Here is a 17,606-nt window from a genome sequence, read left to right as displayed (position 1 = left end):
AGGTTTTTTTATGGACAGAATAAGACAAAAAAAATCCTGTTCGTTAGAACAGGATTTTTAAGTTTTATAGCGATTCGACTAAGATCCAGGCATCTGGATTCTCGCCTTTCTGAATTTCTTTTTGAGCTTTTTCAGCTTCGGCCATTGTAGCATAACTTCCGTATAAAACAGGAAATAATCCGTGTTTATTCTCGCCAAGCATTCTCGCCTCATAACCGTCTTTTATTAGTTGATTATAAGCTTTTCTGGCGTTTTGTTCACTTCTGTAAGCACCGGCCATAATATGATATGGCATTACTTTTTCTTCAACAGTTTCAACTTTTGCCGAATCTACTGAAAGCGTAACAGCCGGAAGCGGGTTTTGAATAAAAAAAGTTGCTTCTTGTATCTTGTTTTGCACCTTTTTTTGAACAGCACTTTCAACGATTAATGTTTTAGTTGCAATTTGGTTTTGATACAAAGGATATCCAATACTACCTGTAATTCCAAGACCTAAGACTAGAATTGCAGCGTATTTTAAAAGTGGATTTGCAGATCTGCTTTCTTCTTCATTTTCATACAATGATACCGTATCTCTTTCTGAAATTTTCTCGATTTTTTTCTCGAACATTTCTTTTTTCACCAACGGAGAAACAAATGGACTTAATCCAAAAGAACTTGTTAGGTAATTGGTTTGATCATTTGGTGTGAAAATTATATTTTTTTCAGAATTAAAGCGAATTTCACCAATTCCTTTTAGGTAAATAGTACCGTCTTCTTCTAACGTCTTTTTCCAGCTTAAAACCTCAAAAGCAATAGCGCTTACAGCAAAACCGTAAGATGTTTTTTCTGCATTTGCGATATGATTTGCCAGAAGCCCATCATTGTTTTTTAGACGGCTGTTAAAAGAGATCATTTTTTTGGGTGGAAAAAACGAATTTGTGCTTTCATTAAGCTGCGCCGACTGAATTTCGGTCAAAAATGCTCCGAACCCTGGAACCGTTACACACTGATAACGATACAATAACTGTCCTATGTAAGTTTCGATTTTCATAGTAGCAAAGTTATGTAATGAATATAGTTATCAAAATTTTATTCACAATTTTTATTAACAATTCTGATATTTTTATAGACAATTAGTTTTCAGTATTTTAATGATTATGTTATTAGTTTTCAAAAATTGAATACTATGTAAATTGTTATTTTTATTAAGAAATTACTTTATTTTAACCATATTTGCAGTATTAATTTATTAGAGTTTTCTATTCTATTTTACATAATATTTTAGACAGATGTCAGATCAGGAATTATTTTATTTATTAGCCTTATTAAAAGTCGACGGAGTGGGTGATATTATGGCCAAAAAGTTGTTGACACATTGTGGTAATGCTGAGTCAGTTTTTAAAACTAAAATGAATCAAATTGCTGCTATTGATGGAGTTGGAAGTGTTTTACTAAAGAATTTAAAAGATAAAATTATTTTTGAAAAAGCCAATCGGGAACTTGAATTTATTAAGTCAAATGAAGTAAATGTTTCGTTTTTTCAAGATGAAAATTACCCTGATCGGCTGAAACATTGCATCGATTCTCCGGTTTTGATTTTTTCTTCGGGAAATATCAATTTGAAAAATAAAAAAATAATCAGTATTGTAGGAACCCGCCAAATTACCTCATACGGTACAGAATTTTGTAAAAAGCTAATTGAAGATCTTGCACCGCTTGATCCTGTGATTGTTAGCGGATTTGCTTATGGAGTTGATATTGTAGCGCACCAATTGGCGATGGAAAATAACCTGCAAACGATAGGAGTTATAGCACATGGGTTGAACCAAATTTATCCAAAAACGCATAAAAAGTACGTCGCAAAAATGGAGGAAAACGGCGGATTTATGACTGAATTTTGGAGCTCTTCAAACCCTGATAAAGAGAATTTTGTGCGTAGAAACCGTATTGTTGCCGGCATGACCGAAGCTACAATTGTTATTGAATCTGCAGATAAAGGAGGTTCGCTTATTACGGCAAATTTGGCCAATGACTACAATAGGGATGTTTTTGCCGTTCCGGGTCGGGTGACGGACAAATATAGTCAAGGCTGTAATAACTTGATTAAGACTCAAAAAGCGAACGTACTAACCAATGCGGCCGATTTGATTTATATTTTAAACTGGGACGTTAAAAACGCAGCTAAATCAGTTCAGAAACAACTCTTCGTGGAGTTGGAGCCAGAAGAACAAAAAGTATATGATTTTCTCTTGAAAAACGGAAAAGAGTTATTGGATTTTATTGCGCTTCAATGTGATCTTCCGATTTATAAAATATCAGGAATCCTTTTAAATATGGAGCTTAAGGAAGTTATTAGACCGCTTCCCGGTAAACTATTTGAAGCGATCTGATAAAAAAATTGCCACGAATTACACTAATTCTCCCAAATTAATTAGCGGAAATTAGTGTAATTCGTGGAAAAAGATATTATTTACCAAATCCAAGTACTTCTCGAACTCTTGCCAAAACACCGTCAGCAATAACAGAAGCTTTTCCGGCACCTTTTTTCAAGAGCGCATCAACTTCGTCAAGGTTGTTGATGTAGTAATTGTATTTTTCTCTTTCAGTTTTAAATTTTTCGGTAATCAGTTCAAACAAAGCTTGTTTGGCGTGACCGTAACCATAATTTCCACCAAGATAATTAGCTCTCATTTCGGCGATTTGCGCTTCGGTTCCTAATAAAGAATAAATTGCAAAAGCATTACAAGTATCTGGATTTTTAGGTTCTTCAAGCGGCGTACTATCCGTTTCAATACTCATTACCTGTTTGCGCAATACTTTATCATCAAGGAAAATATTGATAATATTATTAGCAGATTTACTCATTTTTCCACCATTTGTTCCCGGAATCAACATACTGTCTTCTTGAATTTTAGCTTCAGGAATTACAAAAGTTTCTCCCATTTGATGATTAAAACGAGACGCAACATCACGAGTGATTTCAATATGTTGCAATTGGTCTTTTCCAACCGGAACAAATTCAGCATCATAAAGTAAAATATCAGCCGCCATTAACATCGGATACGTAAAAAGTCCTGCGTTAACGTCGTCTAAACGATCTGATTTATCTTTGAAAGAATGCGCCAAAGTCAGTCTTTGAAACGGAAAAAAGCAGCTTAAATACCAGGTTAATTCAGCCGTTTGAGTTACATCAGATTGTCTGTAGAAAGTAACTTTATCAGGATTTAGACCGCAAGCAAGCCAAGCCGCGGCGGTGCTGTTTGTATTTTCTCTTAATGTTTTACCATCTTTTATTTGTGTAATCGAGTGTAAATCAGCTATAAAGAAAAAAGATTCGTTTGCAGGATCATTCGATAATTCAATTGCAGGAATAATTGCTCCTAATAAATTTCCCAAATGTGGCGTTCCTGTACTCTGAACACCAGTTAGTATTTTTCTCATTCTAGTTTTTTCTTAATACGAAACGCAAAGTTCGTTTTTTTACTGCAAAGCGCATAAAGTTTTTGTTATTTGTTCTTACATAAGTTTTTTTACCACAGAGTTCACAAAGTATTTCGCAGAGAAAAGAAGTTTTTTAGGATTGAATAAAAGCAAATTTTAATGAGATCACAAAGAAAATATATGATCTTAGATATCATTAATTACTCTTCTTACTCCGTTTTTTAAGAGAGTTTCATTGAAATTAATTAATTAATAAGCCTAGTTTATAATTTCCAAGTTTTAAATAGGTTAGTGTTTGGGCTAAATGTATTGTACTTAGAGATTCAACACTTTTGATTTCGATTATAAATTTATTTTCGACTAGTAAATCTATTCGATAACCACAGTCCAGTTTCACTTCTTCAAAAATTAATGGCATCGATTTTTCTTTTTTCTACAATAAGTCCGCGTTGCATGATTTTGTAATATAAACATTCTTGGTAGGCATTTTCTAATAAACCTGGCCCAAGTGCTTTATGAATTTCAATTTAAACTCCTTTCCTCTGCGAAATACTTTGTGAACTCTGTGGTTAAAGAAATCTTAGGAGTTAATTTTTTGAGCACATTAAATTCTTTTTGTAAAGTTTCTTTCCGTTTTCTTACATTTGAAACCATGAAAGGAATTAAAATTATTTTTTGGGTTTTGTGGCGCATTTGGTTTTATGTTCTAATGGCCATTCCGATATTGATTATGCTGCCGTTTTTACTGATTTCTATTATATCAGAGAGCGGTTATCCCTATTTCTTTAAAATGGCCCGCATTTGGGCTAAATTCATCCTTTTTGGCATGGGTTTCTATTATAAAGTCGAACGCGAACAAAAGCTTATTAAAAATAAGAGTTATATGATCGTGGCAAATCACACTTCAATGACTGATATTATGCTGACGCTGGCTGTTGTGAGAAATCCTTTTGTTTTTGTTGGAAAGAAAGAACTTTCGAAGATTCCATTGTTTGGATTTTTCTATAAAAGAACCTGTATTTTGGTCGACAGAAATTCTTCTAAAAGTAAGAATGAAGTTTTCAAGAGAGCACAGAACAGACTTAATCAAGGACTTAGTATTTGTATTTTTCCTGAAGGTGGAGTTCCAGATGATGAAACTATTTTATTGGACGAGTTTAAAGACGGTGCTTTTAGATTGGCATTAGAACATCAAATTCCAATTGTTCCGATTGTTTTTGCAGACAATAAAGAACGTTTCTCATATACTTTTTTAAGTGGAAGCCCCGGAAAAATGCGCGTACGGGTTTTGCCTTTTGTTGAAACAGAAGGGCTTGGAAGTGAAAACAGAAAAGAGCTTCGTGATAAAGTAAGACAGTTGATTTATAAAGGTTTACTTGAATTTAAAAATGAAGATTTAAAATCGTAATTATAAATTGAAACCCGACAAATTTTAAAGTTTGTCGGGTTTTCTTTTGAATTAAAAACCCCCGTCTTATATCCAAATATTATCGATGAATTATTTTTTCTGAAATAAAACGTAATACTTTTTTAAATTTTAGTTTGGTTTTTCGGCGGTTTTTATTGTACAACACTTCTATTTTCTCTTTCATGGTAAAATATTTAACGGTTGATAATAAAGAGTTTAGTAAAACTCAAGTTAACGTTACATTACTATAGAGTGTAAAAAATGAAAAAGGTTGCGTGAAAAGTATAAAAAAGCTTAAAAAAAAATTAAAAACCCGTTAGCACCAAATAAACTAACGGATTTTTAGGGAACAAACCAACCAAATTTATTCTAAAAAAGAACCTTCGACCTGGGTATTTATGGCCAAATACCAATCAAATCTTGTGTCTAATTGTATAGATGGAAGAGTTGCAAAAAGGTTGCGTCATTTTTTTATTTTTTTTTGAAATAAAAAACCCAACAGGTTTTTGATCTGTTGGGTTTGAGATAAAATCATCAACAATTTGTTGATTTATAAAGTATTAAGCGCTTGCCAATTCTTTGATATGCGCTTTAATTTTTGCCTCTAATTCATCGGCTAATTCCGGATTATCTTTGATTAAAGATTTTACAGCATCACGACCTTGTCCTAATTTTGTGTCTCCATAGCTAAACCAAGATCCTGCTTTTTTAACGATTTCAAATTCAACCGCTAAGTCAAGAATTTCTCCGGTTTTAGAAACTCCTTCTCCGTACATAATGTCGAATTCGGCAGTTTTAAAAGGCGGAGCCACTTTATTTTTAACCACTTTTACTTTTGTTCTGTTTCCGATAACATTCTCACCATCTTTAATTTGAGAAGAACGACGAATATCTAAACGAACAGAAGCGTAGAATTTTAATGCGTTACCACCCGTTGTAGTTTCAGGGTTACCAAACATAACTCCAATTTTCTCTCTTAACTGGTTGATGAAGAAAACAGTACAGTTTGTTTTGCTAATAGTTCCCGTTAATTTTCTTAAAGCCTGAGACATCAAACGTGCATGAAGACCCATTTTAGAATCTCCCATTTCACCTTCGATTTCACTTTTTGGAGTCAAGGCAGCAACAGAGTCAATTACAACAATATCAATTGCTCCTGAACGAATCAGGTTCTCAGCAATTTCTAATGCTTGTTCTCCGTTATCTGGTTGAGAGATGATCAGGTTTTCGATATCTACGCCTAATTTTTCAGCATAATTTCTATCAAAAGCGTGTTCAGCATCTATAAAAGCAGCAATTCCGCCCGCTTTTTGAGCTTCAGCAATTGCGTGTAATGTTAAAGTAGTCTTTCCAGAAGATTCCGGCCCGTAAATTTCAATGATTCTACCTTTTGGGTAACCATTTACTCCAAGGGCTAAATCAACACCAAGAGAACCTGAAGAAATAGTTTCAACTTCTACAATGGCTTTGTCGCCCATTTTCATTACGGTTCCTTTTCCGTAAGTCTTATCTAGTTTGTCAAGCGTAAGTTGTAGCGCTTTTAATTTGGCTTCTTTTTCTGAACTCATCTCTTTTTTTTCTTTTTCTTTCATCTAAATTTTTTCTTTTTCTTTCATTCTCAAAACAAATCAGAAATTAAATAGGGTACTGATTTAGATTTGTATAAGGCTTATAATTTGTAAAATTAGTTCTTTTTTTGAAGTTTGATTGTTCCAAATTGTATCAAATTTTCACAAAATTATACTATAAAAACAAAGCCTTTAGTTCTGTTGCTTCTTCCGGTTTTATTTTTCCGGCAAGCAATAAACTCAATTGTTTACGACGCAAAGCAGCATCAAAACGTTGAATTTCGAGATCAGTTTGTGGTACAATTGCTGGTACTTCAACCGGTCTTCCGGTGTCATCTACGGCAACAAATGTATATATGGCTTCGTTAGCTTTAGTTCTGTTTCCTGATTCGCGATCTTCTACCCAAACATCGATGAAAACTTCCATCGAACTCTTGAAAGATCTTGAAACTTTTGCTTCTACAGTTACCACACTTCCTAGAGAAATTGCTCTGTTGAAAGCAACGTGATTTACAGATGCTGTCACCACAATTCGGCGTGAATGTCTACGAGCGGCAATACTTGCTGCACGATCCATTCGGGCTAATAATTCGCCACCAAAAAGATTGTTTAAAGGATTTGTTTCGCTCGGTAAAACTAAATCGGTTAAGATTGTCAGGGATTCTGAAGGGTGTTTTGGATTCATTTTTTTCAATGTAAAATTTTATTTTTTGCCGGAGATTTTACAGATTAAAATGATTAGGAAAAAATCTGTGTGAATCTGTGAAATCTGTGGCTTTCTTTTTAAAAATTAAGGCTGACTAATTCAACCAATAAACAGCCATTACAGCTGGTATAAAATAGATAACAATGGTTCTTGCGCCATCATAGTCTTTGGCTAATCGTTGCCCGAAAAGCATCATTAACAGACAAATGCAAGAGAAAATAGCCCCATAAAAACCAAATTCACGACCGCTGTCAGTCAATAATTGTATGGCACCAACAACACATAAAATTCCGGAAAGTAATTCTAAAATTAAAAGATGAAGTAAAGCAAGCGGCACTTGGTTTTTAAGAATTGTTTTGGAAAAATGACCTTTAAGCCATTCAACATTATCTTTCCAATAAAATATTTTTTCGTATCCTGATTGCAAGAACGTTAAAGCTAAAAAAGCTAAGATTAAAATAGAGGCAACATTATTCATTTGTAAACTATTTTTTATGAATTAAACGAGTCAATTTTATAGATAAATCGGTTAGGATTATTTTTGCATTTCCGTTTCTTTCAATGTGATACATGGCATCTGAAAGTTCTTTAAAAATTTCGTGAATGTTGTTTCCATTTACGAACGGAGCAAAATTTTCTAATTTAAATTTATCAACCTTAGGTTCAATGTAAACTAAAGTTGGTGCCTGATAGTTGAGTAAAAGTGCCTGACGGAACATTTCGATGCAAAACTGAATAAACTTTTTTTGGCTTTCGCGGCCCAAAGCTGCAATTTCTTCACTCCAGGAAATTAAATCCTGAATGGCAGCGGCATTTCCTTTGGCTCTAAAAGCGGCACGTACCCAATTGACAAACCATTGTTCAAAAGGATATTCTGAGTCATCTTCTTTTAATAAATGTAAGGCTTTGTTAAAATTTCCCTGTGCCTGATGTGCAATTTTAAAAGCTGTTTTTTCGTCGATATTTTCTTTTGAAATTAAAGCTTCGGCAATTACTTTTTCGGGTAAACCGTTAAAGTGAATTACCTGGCAACGAGAACGTATGGTTTGTATAATATCTTCTTCGTTTTCAGAAATCAGAATAAAAATCGTTTTATCTGATGGTTCCTCGAGTAATTTTAAAAGTTTGTTTGATGCCGCGATATTCATTTTATCGGCCATCCAGATAATCATGATTTTGTAGCCGCCTTCGTAAGATTTTAGTGAAAGCGATTTTAAAACTTCCTGAGCATCTTCGACACGAATTTCTCCTTGTTTGTTTTGAACGCCCAGCATTTTATACCAGTCAAATAGACCTCCGTAAGGCATTTCGTGAATGAAGGTTCTCCAGTCCTGAATAAAGTCCAGACTTTTTGGTTTTGTTTTTACATCCTCGGTTGTTACTGTTGGGTATATAAAATGCAAGTCAGGATGTGAGATGTTTTGAAACTTCAAATTGCAGGAATCGTTTCCGTTTGAGTTTTCATTTCCTGTATTATTACATAAAATATATTGCGCATAGGCAATTGCTGTTGATAATGTGCCACTTCCTTCTGGCCCAATGAATAATTGAGCATGCGGAATTCGTCCGGAAGATGCACTTTTTATCAAGTGACTTTTGATGTAATCTTGACCTAAAATTTGAGAAAATTGCATGAAGCAAAGATAGAAGAAAATGATGTAGGCAAAAATTTTCGATCAAAAGTTTGCACATCACTTTTCATTTCTGACGTTATTGATGATTTGAGTGTATTTTTTTGCAGTTTCTTAACCAACTTTTGTTAATAAAGAGATGAATTTGAGGAGATATTAAGAGTTTTTTGTTAATAGTTTTTTGAATAAAACGACTAACGTAAGCTTTTTTTGGTTATTAATTTATATATTTTGTTATTTTTAGTAATTATTCTCTTACCGTTTTAATTTAGACAACTTTAACAAAAAGCCCGTTAAAACGCACATTTTCTCGACATAAGGTTCTTTTTTAAGGTTTTTTTAAGCTTTTTTTTTGAAAAAAGAAATCAATAAAGTTGCAATTTAAGTTAATTTATATATTTTTGTTTTCATCAACAACCAATTATAAATAAGAATCTATGAAAGGGAAAATTATTTTATTAAGTGCACTTTTTTTCTTGACAACCGGTGCTATTTCAGCGCAGGCAAAAAATGCTCCGAGAAGTATTATTAGTACGACAGCTCTTATCAGAAAATACCATGATCAAAAAGAATTAAGTGGTATGCAAAAAGGAGAATTGTTGGAATTATACATCGAGCGTATTAAAGTATTAGTTAAAACTCTCCCTTACATTGCATTGGTTACTAAACCTGGTGTTACAATGGCCGATTTAGGTATTCCGGACGATAGTGAACACAAAAAAGTTCTGGACGCTCAGGCTGTTGGTACAACAACTTTTTTGGATACGACGGTAGAATTTCAAAGAAAGATGATGCCGTATTCTGATAAAGGAAATTTGATTGCAGCAATTTTATTTTACGAAAGTACATTGAAATCATTACACGAGTTCAACGAACTGAATGAAATGTAATATTTAAAAATATTTTTTAAAACCTTTTTGAAGATGTTTATGTAGAAAATTGAAATTTTCTGCCCATTTTGAAGAAGAGATAAAAAACAACTCGTTCTCGAAGTGTTCTGATTTATTTCAGAAAATTCGAGAGGAGTTTTTTCATTTACGCATACGCATACCCAAATTTATTATTAACCCCAAATAATACCTATCATGAAAAAAATTACTCAAATGATCTGCGTTCTTTTGACAGTTACTGCTATGAGTGCTCAACAAGAGAAAGGAATTATGGGCTACAACAATTGGTTGAACAATTGGACTGAATTTAAGCCTAACAAAGTAGAGTATGGAGAAGCAAACCAAATTTTAGCAGGAAACATTTCTGTTAATACTAAATTGCTGAAGAGGAATATTTATGTTTTACAAGGCAATGTTTATGTTACTAACAATGCTGTTTTAACAATTGAGCCAGGAACTTTAATTATTGGTGATTTCGAAACAAAAGGAACATTGGTAGTTACAAAAGGTGCGCAACTTATTGCAGACGGATTAGAGACTGACCCAATTGTATTTACTTCAAACCGCAGCCAGAAAAAAGCTGGAGACTGGGGTGGAGTTGTGATTCTTGGTGATGCGCCAATCAATAAATTTGGAAATGTTGGTTCTTACAACTTAGATCTTGACCCTACACTTACTACTTATGGTGGTGATAATGTTGCAGGAAACTCGGGAGTTTTGAGATTTGTTAGAATCGAATTTGCTGGAAAAAAAGTTAAAGGTGTTGATACTTTCAATGGTTTAACCATTGCAGGTGTTGGATCTAAAACAATAATGGAAAACATTATGGTTAGCTACTCTGGTGGTGATTCATTTGCCTTTTTTGGAGGAGATGTAAATGCTACTAAATTAGTTTCTTATAAATCAATCAACGACGATTACAAATTTACACAAGGTGTTCAATGTCGTTTATATAACTCATTAGCCGTTAGATCTTCTTACTTATCTAGTAATAAAGACGGTTCTCGTTGCATGGAAGTAAAATCATTCGAAAAGAAAAATGAAACTGATTTTACTAAAAAACAAACTTTAGTTGTTGCAACAAATATTACTATGCTTAATGATAGTGATAATATCAAAGCTGATATTCAATCAGGTTTAGTAAAAGAGGCTGTTTATGTGGCTGAAAGTGCTTCACTTGAAATGAAAAGAAGCGTAATTTCCGGATTTAATCCTGCGGTTTTATTAGACAGTAAAACAGAGATTAATGATGCCAACCTTAAGAAAATCAAATTTGAAGAAATGTACTTTAACCTATGTAATGGAAACATCTTTACAGAGTACAATTCTAACAACGAAGATTTAGAAAACTGGTACGGAAACAGTGTGTTCTTTAATGTTTATTCACAAAGTGATAACAAAGAGACATTCATTGATATTTTTAACCCTAAAAAGCCTGATTTCAGACTACAATTAGGAAAAATCACAGCATCTAGCGGAAACAGATAAATAGACTTCGATTTTTATTTCAAGGCGTAAATTTTATTAATAAAGTCCCCAGACACAATTTATGTATTCGTCTCGTCCCGGACCCAAATAAAGATCAAAACATAATGGCACTATCTAAAAAAAAATATTTTATATATATAATATTTTTGGTTTCACCTATTACGTTAAGTCTATATGCACAAAGTACAATAGAAAAACCTACAAGTTCTATTGATTCTAACTGCAAATCGACAACGTCTAGTTCATGCAACCAAAAGAATGACATAGCTGATAACATCGGCAAATTAGATAATTCTAATCAGTTTATAGTAGGGCTATCCATCCCCAAGGATGGCTCTGCTGTGGCAACTGAGACGAATAATCAGTCATCAAATTGTAACGAAAATTCATCTTTTACTTATACTTACTCAGCTCTTGCAAAAGATATTATCGAGAATTATAAGTATGACTTTTCAGAGACATTCATCGATATCTTGTTTTTTGAGCGTATAGATTTAGCCCGAACTCGCACTATATGATTCAAAAAATTACGCAATCAGCATTCCGTATTATCCTTTTTTTTAGTATTTTTTTATGTACTGAAATGAACAGCTATGCGCAGACTAAAGCTATAAATCCACAGGTTTTATCGTTTGACAGGATTTGTGCAGACGCTACTACGGAGTATAACGCAACGTTTACTTATTCTGGTTTTCCAGCAGGAACTGTATTTGTAGTAGAGCTTTCTACGAACAATTTTACAACTATTGTGACCGCAAATACAATAGCTGTTTCAGATCCTGCAGTCAATCAAAAAACGATAAAATTTAATGTTCCCTCTAATCTTGCGGGATCAGATACTTATAGCCTTAGAGTTTCAACTACCGGATTTTCTAGTGCTAAGTTTGTTTCGTTTGGTCTAAAAAATGCATTCCCAATTTATTACAAAGCCCACGACAGACAATACACAATAAACAACTTTAACGGAACGGCAACTTTTTGTGCCGGAGGAAGCATTTTGTTGACTATCGATGGAGACTCAACAACCCCTCCAAACGATTCTCCTCTTAAGTATACATTTTTGACCTATAACTGGTACAAAGACAATGGTGTTTCTACACCTCCAACTCTTATGGCAGGAGCTACAGGACCAAGTTATAGTGTTAGCACAGAGGGGGTTTATTATGTAGAGACCAATTACGGAACATGTACTTCTGAGTCTTATTCAAATCGTGTTACTGTTAGTTCAGCAGCATCAGGTTCGTCGGTTACTATAGACTCAAGTTTAGGAAATCCGTTTTGTGCAACTGGTGACGGCACTGTTTTAACAGCAACTTCTGGTAACAAGTATCAATGGAAAAAAGACGGAGCTGTTATTGCCGGAGCTACTAATCGTACTTATAGTACAAAAGAATCAGGTAAATTTAGCGTAGACGTTGATTTTGGTGGATGTGTTGCTACAGGAAGTATTGATCTTAAAAGCAATGGTTTTAACGCTAGTATAGATGTTGCGGAGAATAATAAAATTGTAGAAGGCGAAACGTTAAACGTATCTATTACGACAGATGCTGCAACCCCAAAATACGAATGGTATTTAAATGGTAATCTTATTGATGGTGCTACTAGCGGTACTTACCTGGTGGCGACTATTGGAGATTACAAAGTGATAATTTCGCAGGCAGGAGGATGTATAACTACCAAAGAATTTGCTTTTAAAGTTAGTTATTCAACCGCATTAGTTACAAGTGTAATTCCTAATATTTTAAAATTAAGCGGTCTTAATCCTTATTGGAATATTCCGGATATCTATAAAAATGCTAATACAAAAGTTATTATCATAAGTTCAAATGGCGATAAGGTTCTTGATGCGACTAATTACCAAGGTGATTGGCCTCAAACAGGAATCGATTTTAAAAATGTAAATCCAGTATATTACTATGTCATTCAATCCGACACAGGTGAAAAAAAAGGATCAATAACTGTGATAAAATAATATGAAGAAAATTTTACTATTCATAACTTTATTTTACGGTTTTTCAAATTCACTCTATTCCCAAGAAGCTAATTCTGAGAATGGAGTTGTTTCGTTTTCGTTACCTATAAGAAATTCTTTAAAGTTTAATAGATACTTAATCAACCCTGCATTTAGCTTTGTTCGCGAAACAAATGCCTATGCTAGTTTTTATAATAAAAGACAATGGGTGCAATTTGAGAATGCACCACAAACCTATTTAGTCAATTATTCGGGACGTTTTAAAGAGAACGAAGCATTTGCTTTTGGTCTTTTTCAACAGAATTATGGTTTAATGACTGTGTTTGGAGGAATTGGAAACTTTGCTCATAATATCGTTTTACAGGAAGACAGCAACCTTACTTTTGGTTTGAATGTTGGTTTTTATAAAAGCGGACTGGATCAAGGAAAAATAATTTCAGATGACCCAAATATTCTAAACGGAGATTATCCATCAAATATGTTACTTACAGTTAATCCGGGGATTAATTATGGTACAGCATTTCTTGATTTTGGATTATCGATCAACAACTTAATTCTTTACAATTTCGGATCAGGTATCGTAAAAGACGATCCGGAAAGAGCAATAGAATTGCACGCAATGTACACAGGATACATTGACAGTTACGGTTTTTTTGACAGAAGTAAATTTTCGGGTATCATAAAAACTGAGGTAAAAAAAGATAAAACGGTTCTTTCAGGACTTGCCATGATTACACTTCCGCAAGGAGTTTGGGCGCAAGCCGGATACAATACATTATATGGAGTTTCAGCCGGATTAGGAGTTAATATTTCGCCTAGTATCGCAATTGAATATAATTATGAAAGAGGAATGGGTAATTTCTCAAACCTTGGTGGTTCTCACGAATTTGCCATTGCATATAAATTCAAAAACAAAAACTACTATTATGGAGATGATGAAGAAGGTTCGCTTATAGATCCGGCTAAATCTAAACCTGTAATGGCAAAACCTACAAGCGCGCCGGTTACAAGAGTTAGCGGTGCCGAAACAGCAAGACTAGCTGCCGAAGCAAAAGCTCAAGCCGATGCTGAAGCAAAACAAGCAAGACTTGCGGCTGCAGAGAAAGTGAAGGCTGATGCCGAAGCTGCAGCAAAAGCAAAATTAGAAGCCGATAATAAAGCTAAAGCAGATGCTGAAGCTATTAAAATAAAATTAGCTGCTGATGCCAAAGCTAAAGCCGATGCCGCAGCCGCAGCAAGAACACAGACAGCAACGACAAACAGAGCAATTGGCGCGGAACAAAAAACACAGGCACAATTGACAGCTGATAAAGCAAGAGCCGATGCTGAAGCACGCAGAATTCAATTAGCCGCAGATAATAAAGCGAAAGTTGATGCCGCTGCAGCTGCGAGAGCACAAGCAATTGCAAATAAACCAGCAGCAGCTAGTTCAGTAGCACAAAAGACACAAGCGCAACTTGCTGCTGACAAAGCTAAAGCCGATGCTGAAGCCTTAAAAGCTAAGTTGGCCGCGGATAAATCTAAAGCAGACGCCGAAAATATTGCAAAAGCAAAAGCTGCTGCACCACAGAAAACGCAAGAACAATTGAATGCTGAAAAAGCTAAGGCTGATGCCGAAGCTGTAGCTAAAAAATTAGAAGCAGATAATAAAGCCAAAGCCGATGCTGAGGCTCTAAAAGTTAAATTGGCTGCTGATGCAAAAGCAAAGGCAGATGCTGCTGAAGCGAAACGTAAAGCTGATGCAAAAGCGAAAGCCGAAGCTGCAGACTTACAATCAATTTTAGCTGCAGATGCAAAAGCTAAGGCTGATTCAGATGCACTTCAGGCAAGATTAGCTGCAGAAGCAAAAATAAAAGCTGCAGAAGCTGCAAAAACAAAAGTTAGTATAGATGCAGCAAATAAGGCAAAAATTGCTGCTGCTGCAAAAGCAAAAGCTGCTGAAGATGCTGCCTTAAAAGAGAAACTAGCTGCAGATGCAAAAGCTCAAGCTGATGCAGAAGCCAGACAAGCAAGAATTGCTGCAGATGCCAAAGCTAAAGCCGATGCAGAAGCGTTAAAAATTAAATTGGCTGCTGATGCTAAAGCAAAAGGTGATGCTGACGCTTTACAAGCTAAATTAGCTGCAGACGCAAAAGCCAAAGCTGATGCAGAAGCATTACAAGCTAAGTTAGTTGCGGATGCTAAAGCTAAAGCAGATGCAGAAGCATTGCAAGCAAAATTAGTTGCCGATGCAAAAGCTAAAGCTGATGCAGAAGCTCTTAAAGCAAAACAAGCTGCAGATGCAAAAGCCAAAGCCGATGCAGAAGCATTACAGGCGAAATTAGTTGCCGACGCTAAAGCCAAAGCTGATGCAGAAGCTCTTAAAGCAAAACAAGCTGCAGATGCAAAAGTTAAAGCTGACGAAGAAGCCTTACAAGCGAAATTAGCTGCCGATGCGAAAGCCAAAGCTGATGCAGAAGCATTACAGGCGAAATTAGCTGCAGATGCAAAAGCTAAAGCCGATACAGAAGCATTACAGGCAAAATTAGCGGCCGATGCAAAAGCCAAAGCTGATGCAGAAGCATTACAAGCAAAATTAGCTGCTGACGCTAAGGCCAAAGCTGATGCTGACGCTTTACAAGCTAAACTAGCTGCCGATGCAAAAGCTAAAGCAGATATGGAAGCTTTACAAGCAAAATTAATAGCTGACGCTAGAGTAAAAGCCGATGCAGAAGCAACGGCAAAAGCTAAAGCTGATACTGAAGCTAAAGAATTACAATTAGCTGAAGAAGCGCGTCAGGCAAAATTAGCTGCCGATGCCAAAGCTAAAGCCGATGCAGAAGCTCTTAAAGCAAAACAAGTTGCAGATGCAAAAGCGAAAGCTGATGAAGTAGTACTTCAGGCGAAGTTAGCTGCAGATGCAAAAGCCAAAGCTGATGCTGACGCTTTACAGGCTAAACTAGCTGCCGATGCAAAAGCCAAAGCCGATGGAGAAGCACTTCAAGCAAAATTAGCTGCCGATGCCAAAGCAAAAGCGGATGCAGAAGCACTTCAAGCAAGACAAGCTGCTGAAGAAAAAGCAAAAGTTGAAGAAGAAGCACGTCAGGCAAAATTAGCTGCCGATGCAAAAGCGAAAGCGGATGCCGAAGCCGAACAAGCTAAACTGGCAGCAGATGCTAAAGCAAAAGCTGATATGATAGCATTACAAGCGAAATTACTTGCTGATGCAAAAGTAAAAGCCGACGCAGAAGCTACTGCCAAAGCAAAAGCGGATGCAGAAGCAAAAGAATTACAATTAGCTGAAGAAGCACGTCAGGCGAAATTAGCTGCAGATGCTAAAACAAAAACAGATGCAGAAGCATTACAAGCAAAATTAGCTGCTGATGCCAAAGCTAAAGCTGACGCAGATGCATTAAAAGCAAAACAAGCTACTGACGCCAAAGCAAAAGCGGAAGAAGATGCTATTAGAACAAGACAAGCTGCTGAAGAAAAAGCGAAAGCCGATGCAGAAGCATTACAAATAAAATTAGCTGCCGATGCAAAAGCAAAAGCCGATGCTGAAGCTTTACAAGCTAAACTAGCTGAAGAAGCAGAATTAAAAGCTAAGCTAGCTGCCGATGCTGCTGCTGCAAACGCTGCTTCAGCTCCTAAAGATGAGACAGCGAAAGCAATCGATAATCTGGCGCTATCTATAGAAAATTCAAGCAAAGCGCAAAGTGATATATTAGCACAGTTTAATGCAACAGTGGCTAACAAACAAAAAGACCTGAACGACTTGAGAGAAGAAAACGACTTAAGTGATAAAGGAATTTATAAAGAGCCTAAACCATTTAAAAGTGTTGCTGCAGAAAACAGTCAGTTAGAAGCATTGAAAAGCCAGCTTGCTGATGCAAACAGAATTCAAAAAGCAGAGATTGACAAGTTGACTAATTTATATAACGAAAGACTTAAAAAAGTACCAAATAAAAGTGATGCTTTAAACAGAGCTTATTTAGAAAAAATAAACCAATTAAAAGCAGCACAAATAAAAGCAGAACAAGATAGTGCAGCTTTACTGGCGGATTTAGAGCGTATTAAAGCAGAAACTGAAATTGAGAAAAAACGTAGAATTAAACGTGCGGCTTACGAAAATGATCAGGGAAGATATGCGCAGGACCTAGCAGCTCTTAAACGTATTAAAGAAACAACGAAATTAAGTACGACACCATTAACTGCAAATGATTTTGATTTTGGTGAAGACCAATCAAATATGCAGATTATCAAGAATATTAAAAATTCTGAAAATGGGTATTATTTAATTATTGCGGTTCACAGCAGTGCTGAAAAACGAGATGAATTTCTGACCAAAGCGGTGGCAGCGGGACGTTCAGATGTAAATTTCTTTTATAATGTAACAACTAGTAAATACTATATCTATTACGAGAAATATGATGGTTTATCTGAAGCAACTAAAGCATTAGAAGCAAAAGGAACCAAGCCATATAATGGGAAAATGGCTATCGTAAAAGTCGAGAATTAATTTAATTAGATTTTAAAGTTTA

15 protein-coding genes are annotated in these 17,606 nt (G+C 35.2%); 7 read left to right on the top strand and 8 right to left on the bottom strand.

The features are described from left to right. Positions 1-64: 64 nt before the first annotated feature. Positions 65-1,033: an SPOR domain-containing protein gene (locus LPB88_RS06535; RefSeq protein WP_230713791.1), complete on the bottom strand. Its 969-nt coding sequence runs from the start codon at positions 1,031-1,033 to the stop codon at positions 65-67. Positions 1,034-1,271: 238 nt separating this feature from the next. On the opposite strand from LPB88_RS06535, the gene dprA reads away from it, so the two are divergent. Continuing rightward, entirely contained in the window at positions 1,272-2,372 is a 1,101-nt protein-coding gene (gene dprA / locus LPB88_RS06530; protein ID WP_230713790.1) for a DNA-processing protein DprA, read from the top strand. 76 nt (positions 2,373-2,448) lie between these two features. On the opposite strand, the gene trpS is transcribed toward dprA, so the two are convergent. The 3 genes from trpS to LPB88_RS23835 all read right to left on the bottom strand — a co-directional run bounded on the left by trpS (position 2,449) and on the right by LPB88_RS23835 (position 3,944). Then, complete coding sequence (trpS, locus tag LPB88_RS06525) at positions 2,449-3,423, bottom strand: tryptophan--tRNA ligase (protein ID WP_230713788.1); 975 nt, start codon at positions 3,421-3,423, stop codon at positions 2,449-2,451. A gap of 241 nt (positions 3,424-3,664) precedes the next feature. Next, positions 3,665-3,841 (bottom strand): GxxExxY protein, encoded by a 177-nt coding sequence (locus LPB88_RS23840; RefSeq protein ID WP_370635820.1) that lies wholly within the window; start codon positions 3,839-3,841, stop codon positions 3,665-3,667. Further along, positions 3,825-3,944, bottom strand: a complete 120-nt coding sequence (locus LPB88_RS23835) for a GxxExxY protein (protein WP_370635822.1) — start codon at positions 3,942-3,944, stop codon at positions 3,825-3,827. The genes LPB88_RS23840 and LPB88_RS23835 overlap by 17 nt, the downstream gene beginning before the upstream one ends. 131 nt (positions 3,945-4,075) lie before the next feature. Here LPB88_RS23835 and LPB88_RS06515 point away from each other — a divergent pair, with 131 nt between their 5' ends. Then, positions 4,076-4,831 (top strand): 1-acyl-sn-glycerol-3-phosphate acyltransferase, encoded by a 756-nt coding sequence (locus LPB88_RS06515; protein WP_230713786.1) that lies wholly within the window; start codon positions 4,076-4,078, stop codon positions 4,829-4,831. A gap of 560 nt (positions 4,832-5,391) precedes the next feature. Here the strand turns inward: LPB88_RS06515 and recA are convergent. The 4 genes from recA to LPB88_RS06495 all read right to left on the bottom strand — a co-directional run bounded on the left by recA (position 5,392) and on the right by LPB88_RS06495 (position 8,739). Then, on the bottom strand, positions 5,392-6,399 hold the full coding sequence (gene recA / locus LPB88_RS06510) for a recombinase RecA (protein ID WP_230714301.1): 1,008 nt from the start codon (positions 6,397-6,399) through the stop codon (positions 5,392-5,394). 175 nt (positions 6,400-6,574) lie between these two features. Further along, positions 6,575-7,084 (bottom strand): acyl-CoA thioesterase, encoded by a 510-nt coding sequence (locus LPB88_RS06505; RefSeq protein WP_230713784.1) that lies wholly within the window; start codon positions 7,082-7,084, stop codon positions 6,575-6,577. 115 nt (positions 7,085-7,199) lie between these two features. Then, positions 7,200-7,583, bottom strand: a complete 384-nt coding sequence (locus tag LPB88_RS06500; protein WP_230713782.1) for a DoxX family protein — start codon at positions 7,581-7,583, stop codon at positions 7,200-7,202. A 7-nt stretch (positions 7,584-7,590) separates the two neighbouring features. Continuing rightward, positions 7,591-8,739 carry a DNA polymerase III subunit delta' gene (locus LPB88_RS06495; protein ID WP_230713760.1) on the bottom strand — a complete coding sequence of 383 codons (1,149 nt, stop codon included), beginning with the start codon at positions 8,737-8,739 and terminating at the stop codon, positions 7,591-7,593. A gap of 434 nt (positions 8,740-9,173) precedes the next feature. Here LPB88_RS06495 and LPB88_RS06490 point away from each other — a divergent pair, with 434 nt between their 5' ends. The 5 genes from LPB88_RS06490 (at position 9,174) to LPB88_RS06470 (ending at position 17,584) form a co-directional block, all read left to right on the top strand. Then, complete coding sequence (locus tag LPB88_RS06490) at positions 9,174-9,626, top strand: hypothetical protein (RefSeq protein ID WP_089354557.1); 453 nt, start codon at positions 9,174-9,176, stop codon at positions 9,624-9,626. 195 nt (positions 9,627-9,821) lie between these two features. Continuing rightward, positions 9,822-11,114, top strand: a complete 1,293-nt coding sequence (locus LPB88_RS06485) for a hypothetical protein (RefSeq protein WP_230713759.1) — start codon at positions 9,822-9,824, stop codon at positions 11,112-11,114. Between the two features lie 104 nt (positions 11,115-11,218). Beyond that, positions 11,219-11,632, top strand: a complete 414-nt coding sequence (locus tag LPB88_RS06480) for a hypothetical protein (protein ID WP_230713757.1) — start codon at positions 11,219-11,221, stop codon at positions 11,630-11,632. Beyond that, the gene (sprC, locus tag LPB88_RS06475) at positions 11,629-13,086 is read left to right on the top strand and encodes a gliding motility protein SprC (protein ID WP_230713755.1); all 1,458 of its coding nucleotides are present in this window, start codon (positions 11,629-11,631) and stop codon (positions 13,084-13,086) included. Before LPB88_RS06480 ends, sprC begins: the two co-directional genes overlap by 4 nt. A 1-nt stretch (position 13,087) precedes the next feature. Beyond that, complete coding sequence (locus LPB88_RS06470; protein WP_230713753.1) at positions 13,088-17,584, top strand: type IX secretion system membrane protein PorP/SprF; 4,497 nt, start codon at positions 13,088-13,090, stop codon at positions 17,582-17,584. Positions 17,585-17,606 lie beyond the last annotated feature (22 nt).

This window comes from Flavobacterium sp. JAS (assembly GCF_020991455.1).
In the GTDB taxonomy this organism is placed as follows: Bacteria; Bacteroidota; Bacteroidia; order Flavobacteriales; family Flavobacteriaceae; genus Flavobacterium.
The sequence above is the reverse complement of the archived record's forward strand: the minus strand, read 5'-3'. Positions and strand labels throughout refer to the sequence as shown.

What these genes read in the sequence shown, in the direction of transcription:
- LPB88_RS06480 (WP_230713757.1), top strand. Translation starts at nt 11,219, where the DNA reads ATGGCACTATCTAAAAAAAAATATTTTATATATATAATATTTTTGGTT.
- LPB88_RS06505 (WP_230713784.1), bottom strand. Translation starts at nt 7,084, where the DNA reads ATGAATCCAAAACACCCTTCAGAATCCCTGACAATCTTAACCGATTTA.
- trpS (WP_230713788.1), bottom strand. Translation starts at nt 3,423, where the DNA reads ATGAGAAAAATACTAACTGGTGTTCAGAGTACAGGAACGCCACATTTG.
- LPB88_RS06500 (WP_230713782.1), bottom strand. Translation starts at nt 7,583, where the DNA reads ATGAATAATGTTGCCTCTATTTTAATCTTAGCTTTTTTAGCTTTAACG.
- LPB88_RS06515 (WP_230713786.1), top strand. Translation starts at nt 4,076, where the DNA reads ATGAAAGGAATTAAAATTATTTTTTGGGTTTTGTGGCGCATTTGGTTT.
- LPB88_RS06470 (WP_230713753.1), top strand. Translation starts at nt 13,088, where the DNA reads ATGAAGAAAATTTTACTATTCATAACTTTATTTTACGGTTTTTCAAAT.
- LPB88_RS06495 (WP_230713760.1), bottom strand. Translation starts at nt 8,739, where the DNA reads ATGCAATTTTCTCAAATTTTAGGTCAAGATTACATCAAAAGTCACTTG.
- dprA (WP_230713790.1), top strand. Translation starts at nt 1,272, where the DNA reads ATGTCAGATCAGGAATTATTTTATTTATTAGCCTTATTAAAAGTCGAC.
- recA (WP_230714301.1), bottom strand. Translation starts at nt 6,399, where the DNA reads ATGAGTTCAGAAAAAGAAGCCAAATTAAAAGCGCTACAACTTACGCTT.
- LPB88_RS06535 (WP_230713791.1), bottom strand. Translation starts at nt 1,033, where the DNA reads ATGAAAATCGAAACTTACATAGGACAGTTATTGTATCGTTATCAGTGT.
- LPB88_RS23840 (WP_370635820.1), bottom strand. Translation starts at nt 3,841, where the DNA reads ATGCCATTAATTTTTGAAGAAGTGAAACTGGACTGTGGTTATCGAATA.
- sprC (WP_230713755.1), top strand. Translation starts at nt 11,629, where the DNA reads ATGATTCAAAAAATTACGCAATCAGCATTCCGTATTATCCTTTTTTTT.
- LPB88_RS06485 (WP_230713759.1), top strand. Translation starts at nt 9,822, where the DNA reads ATGAAAAAAATTACTCAAATGATCTGCGTTCTTTTGACAGTTACTGCT.
- LPB88_RS06490 (WP_089354557.1), top strand. Translation starts at nt 9,174, where the DNA reads ATGAAAGGGAAAATTATTTTATTAAGTGCACTTTTTTTCTTGACAACC.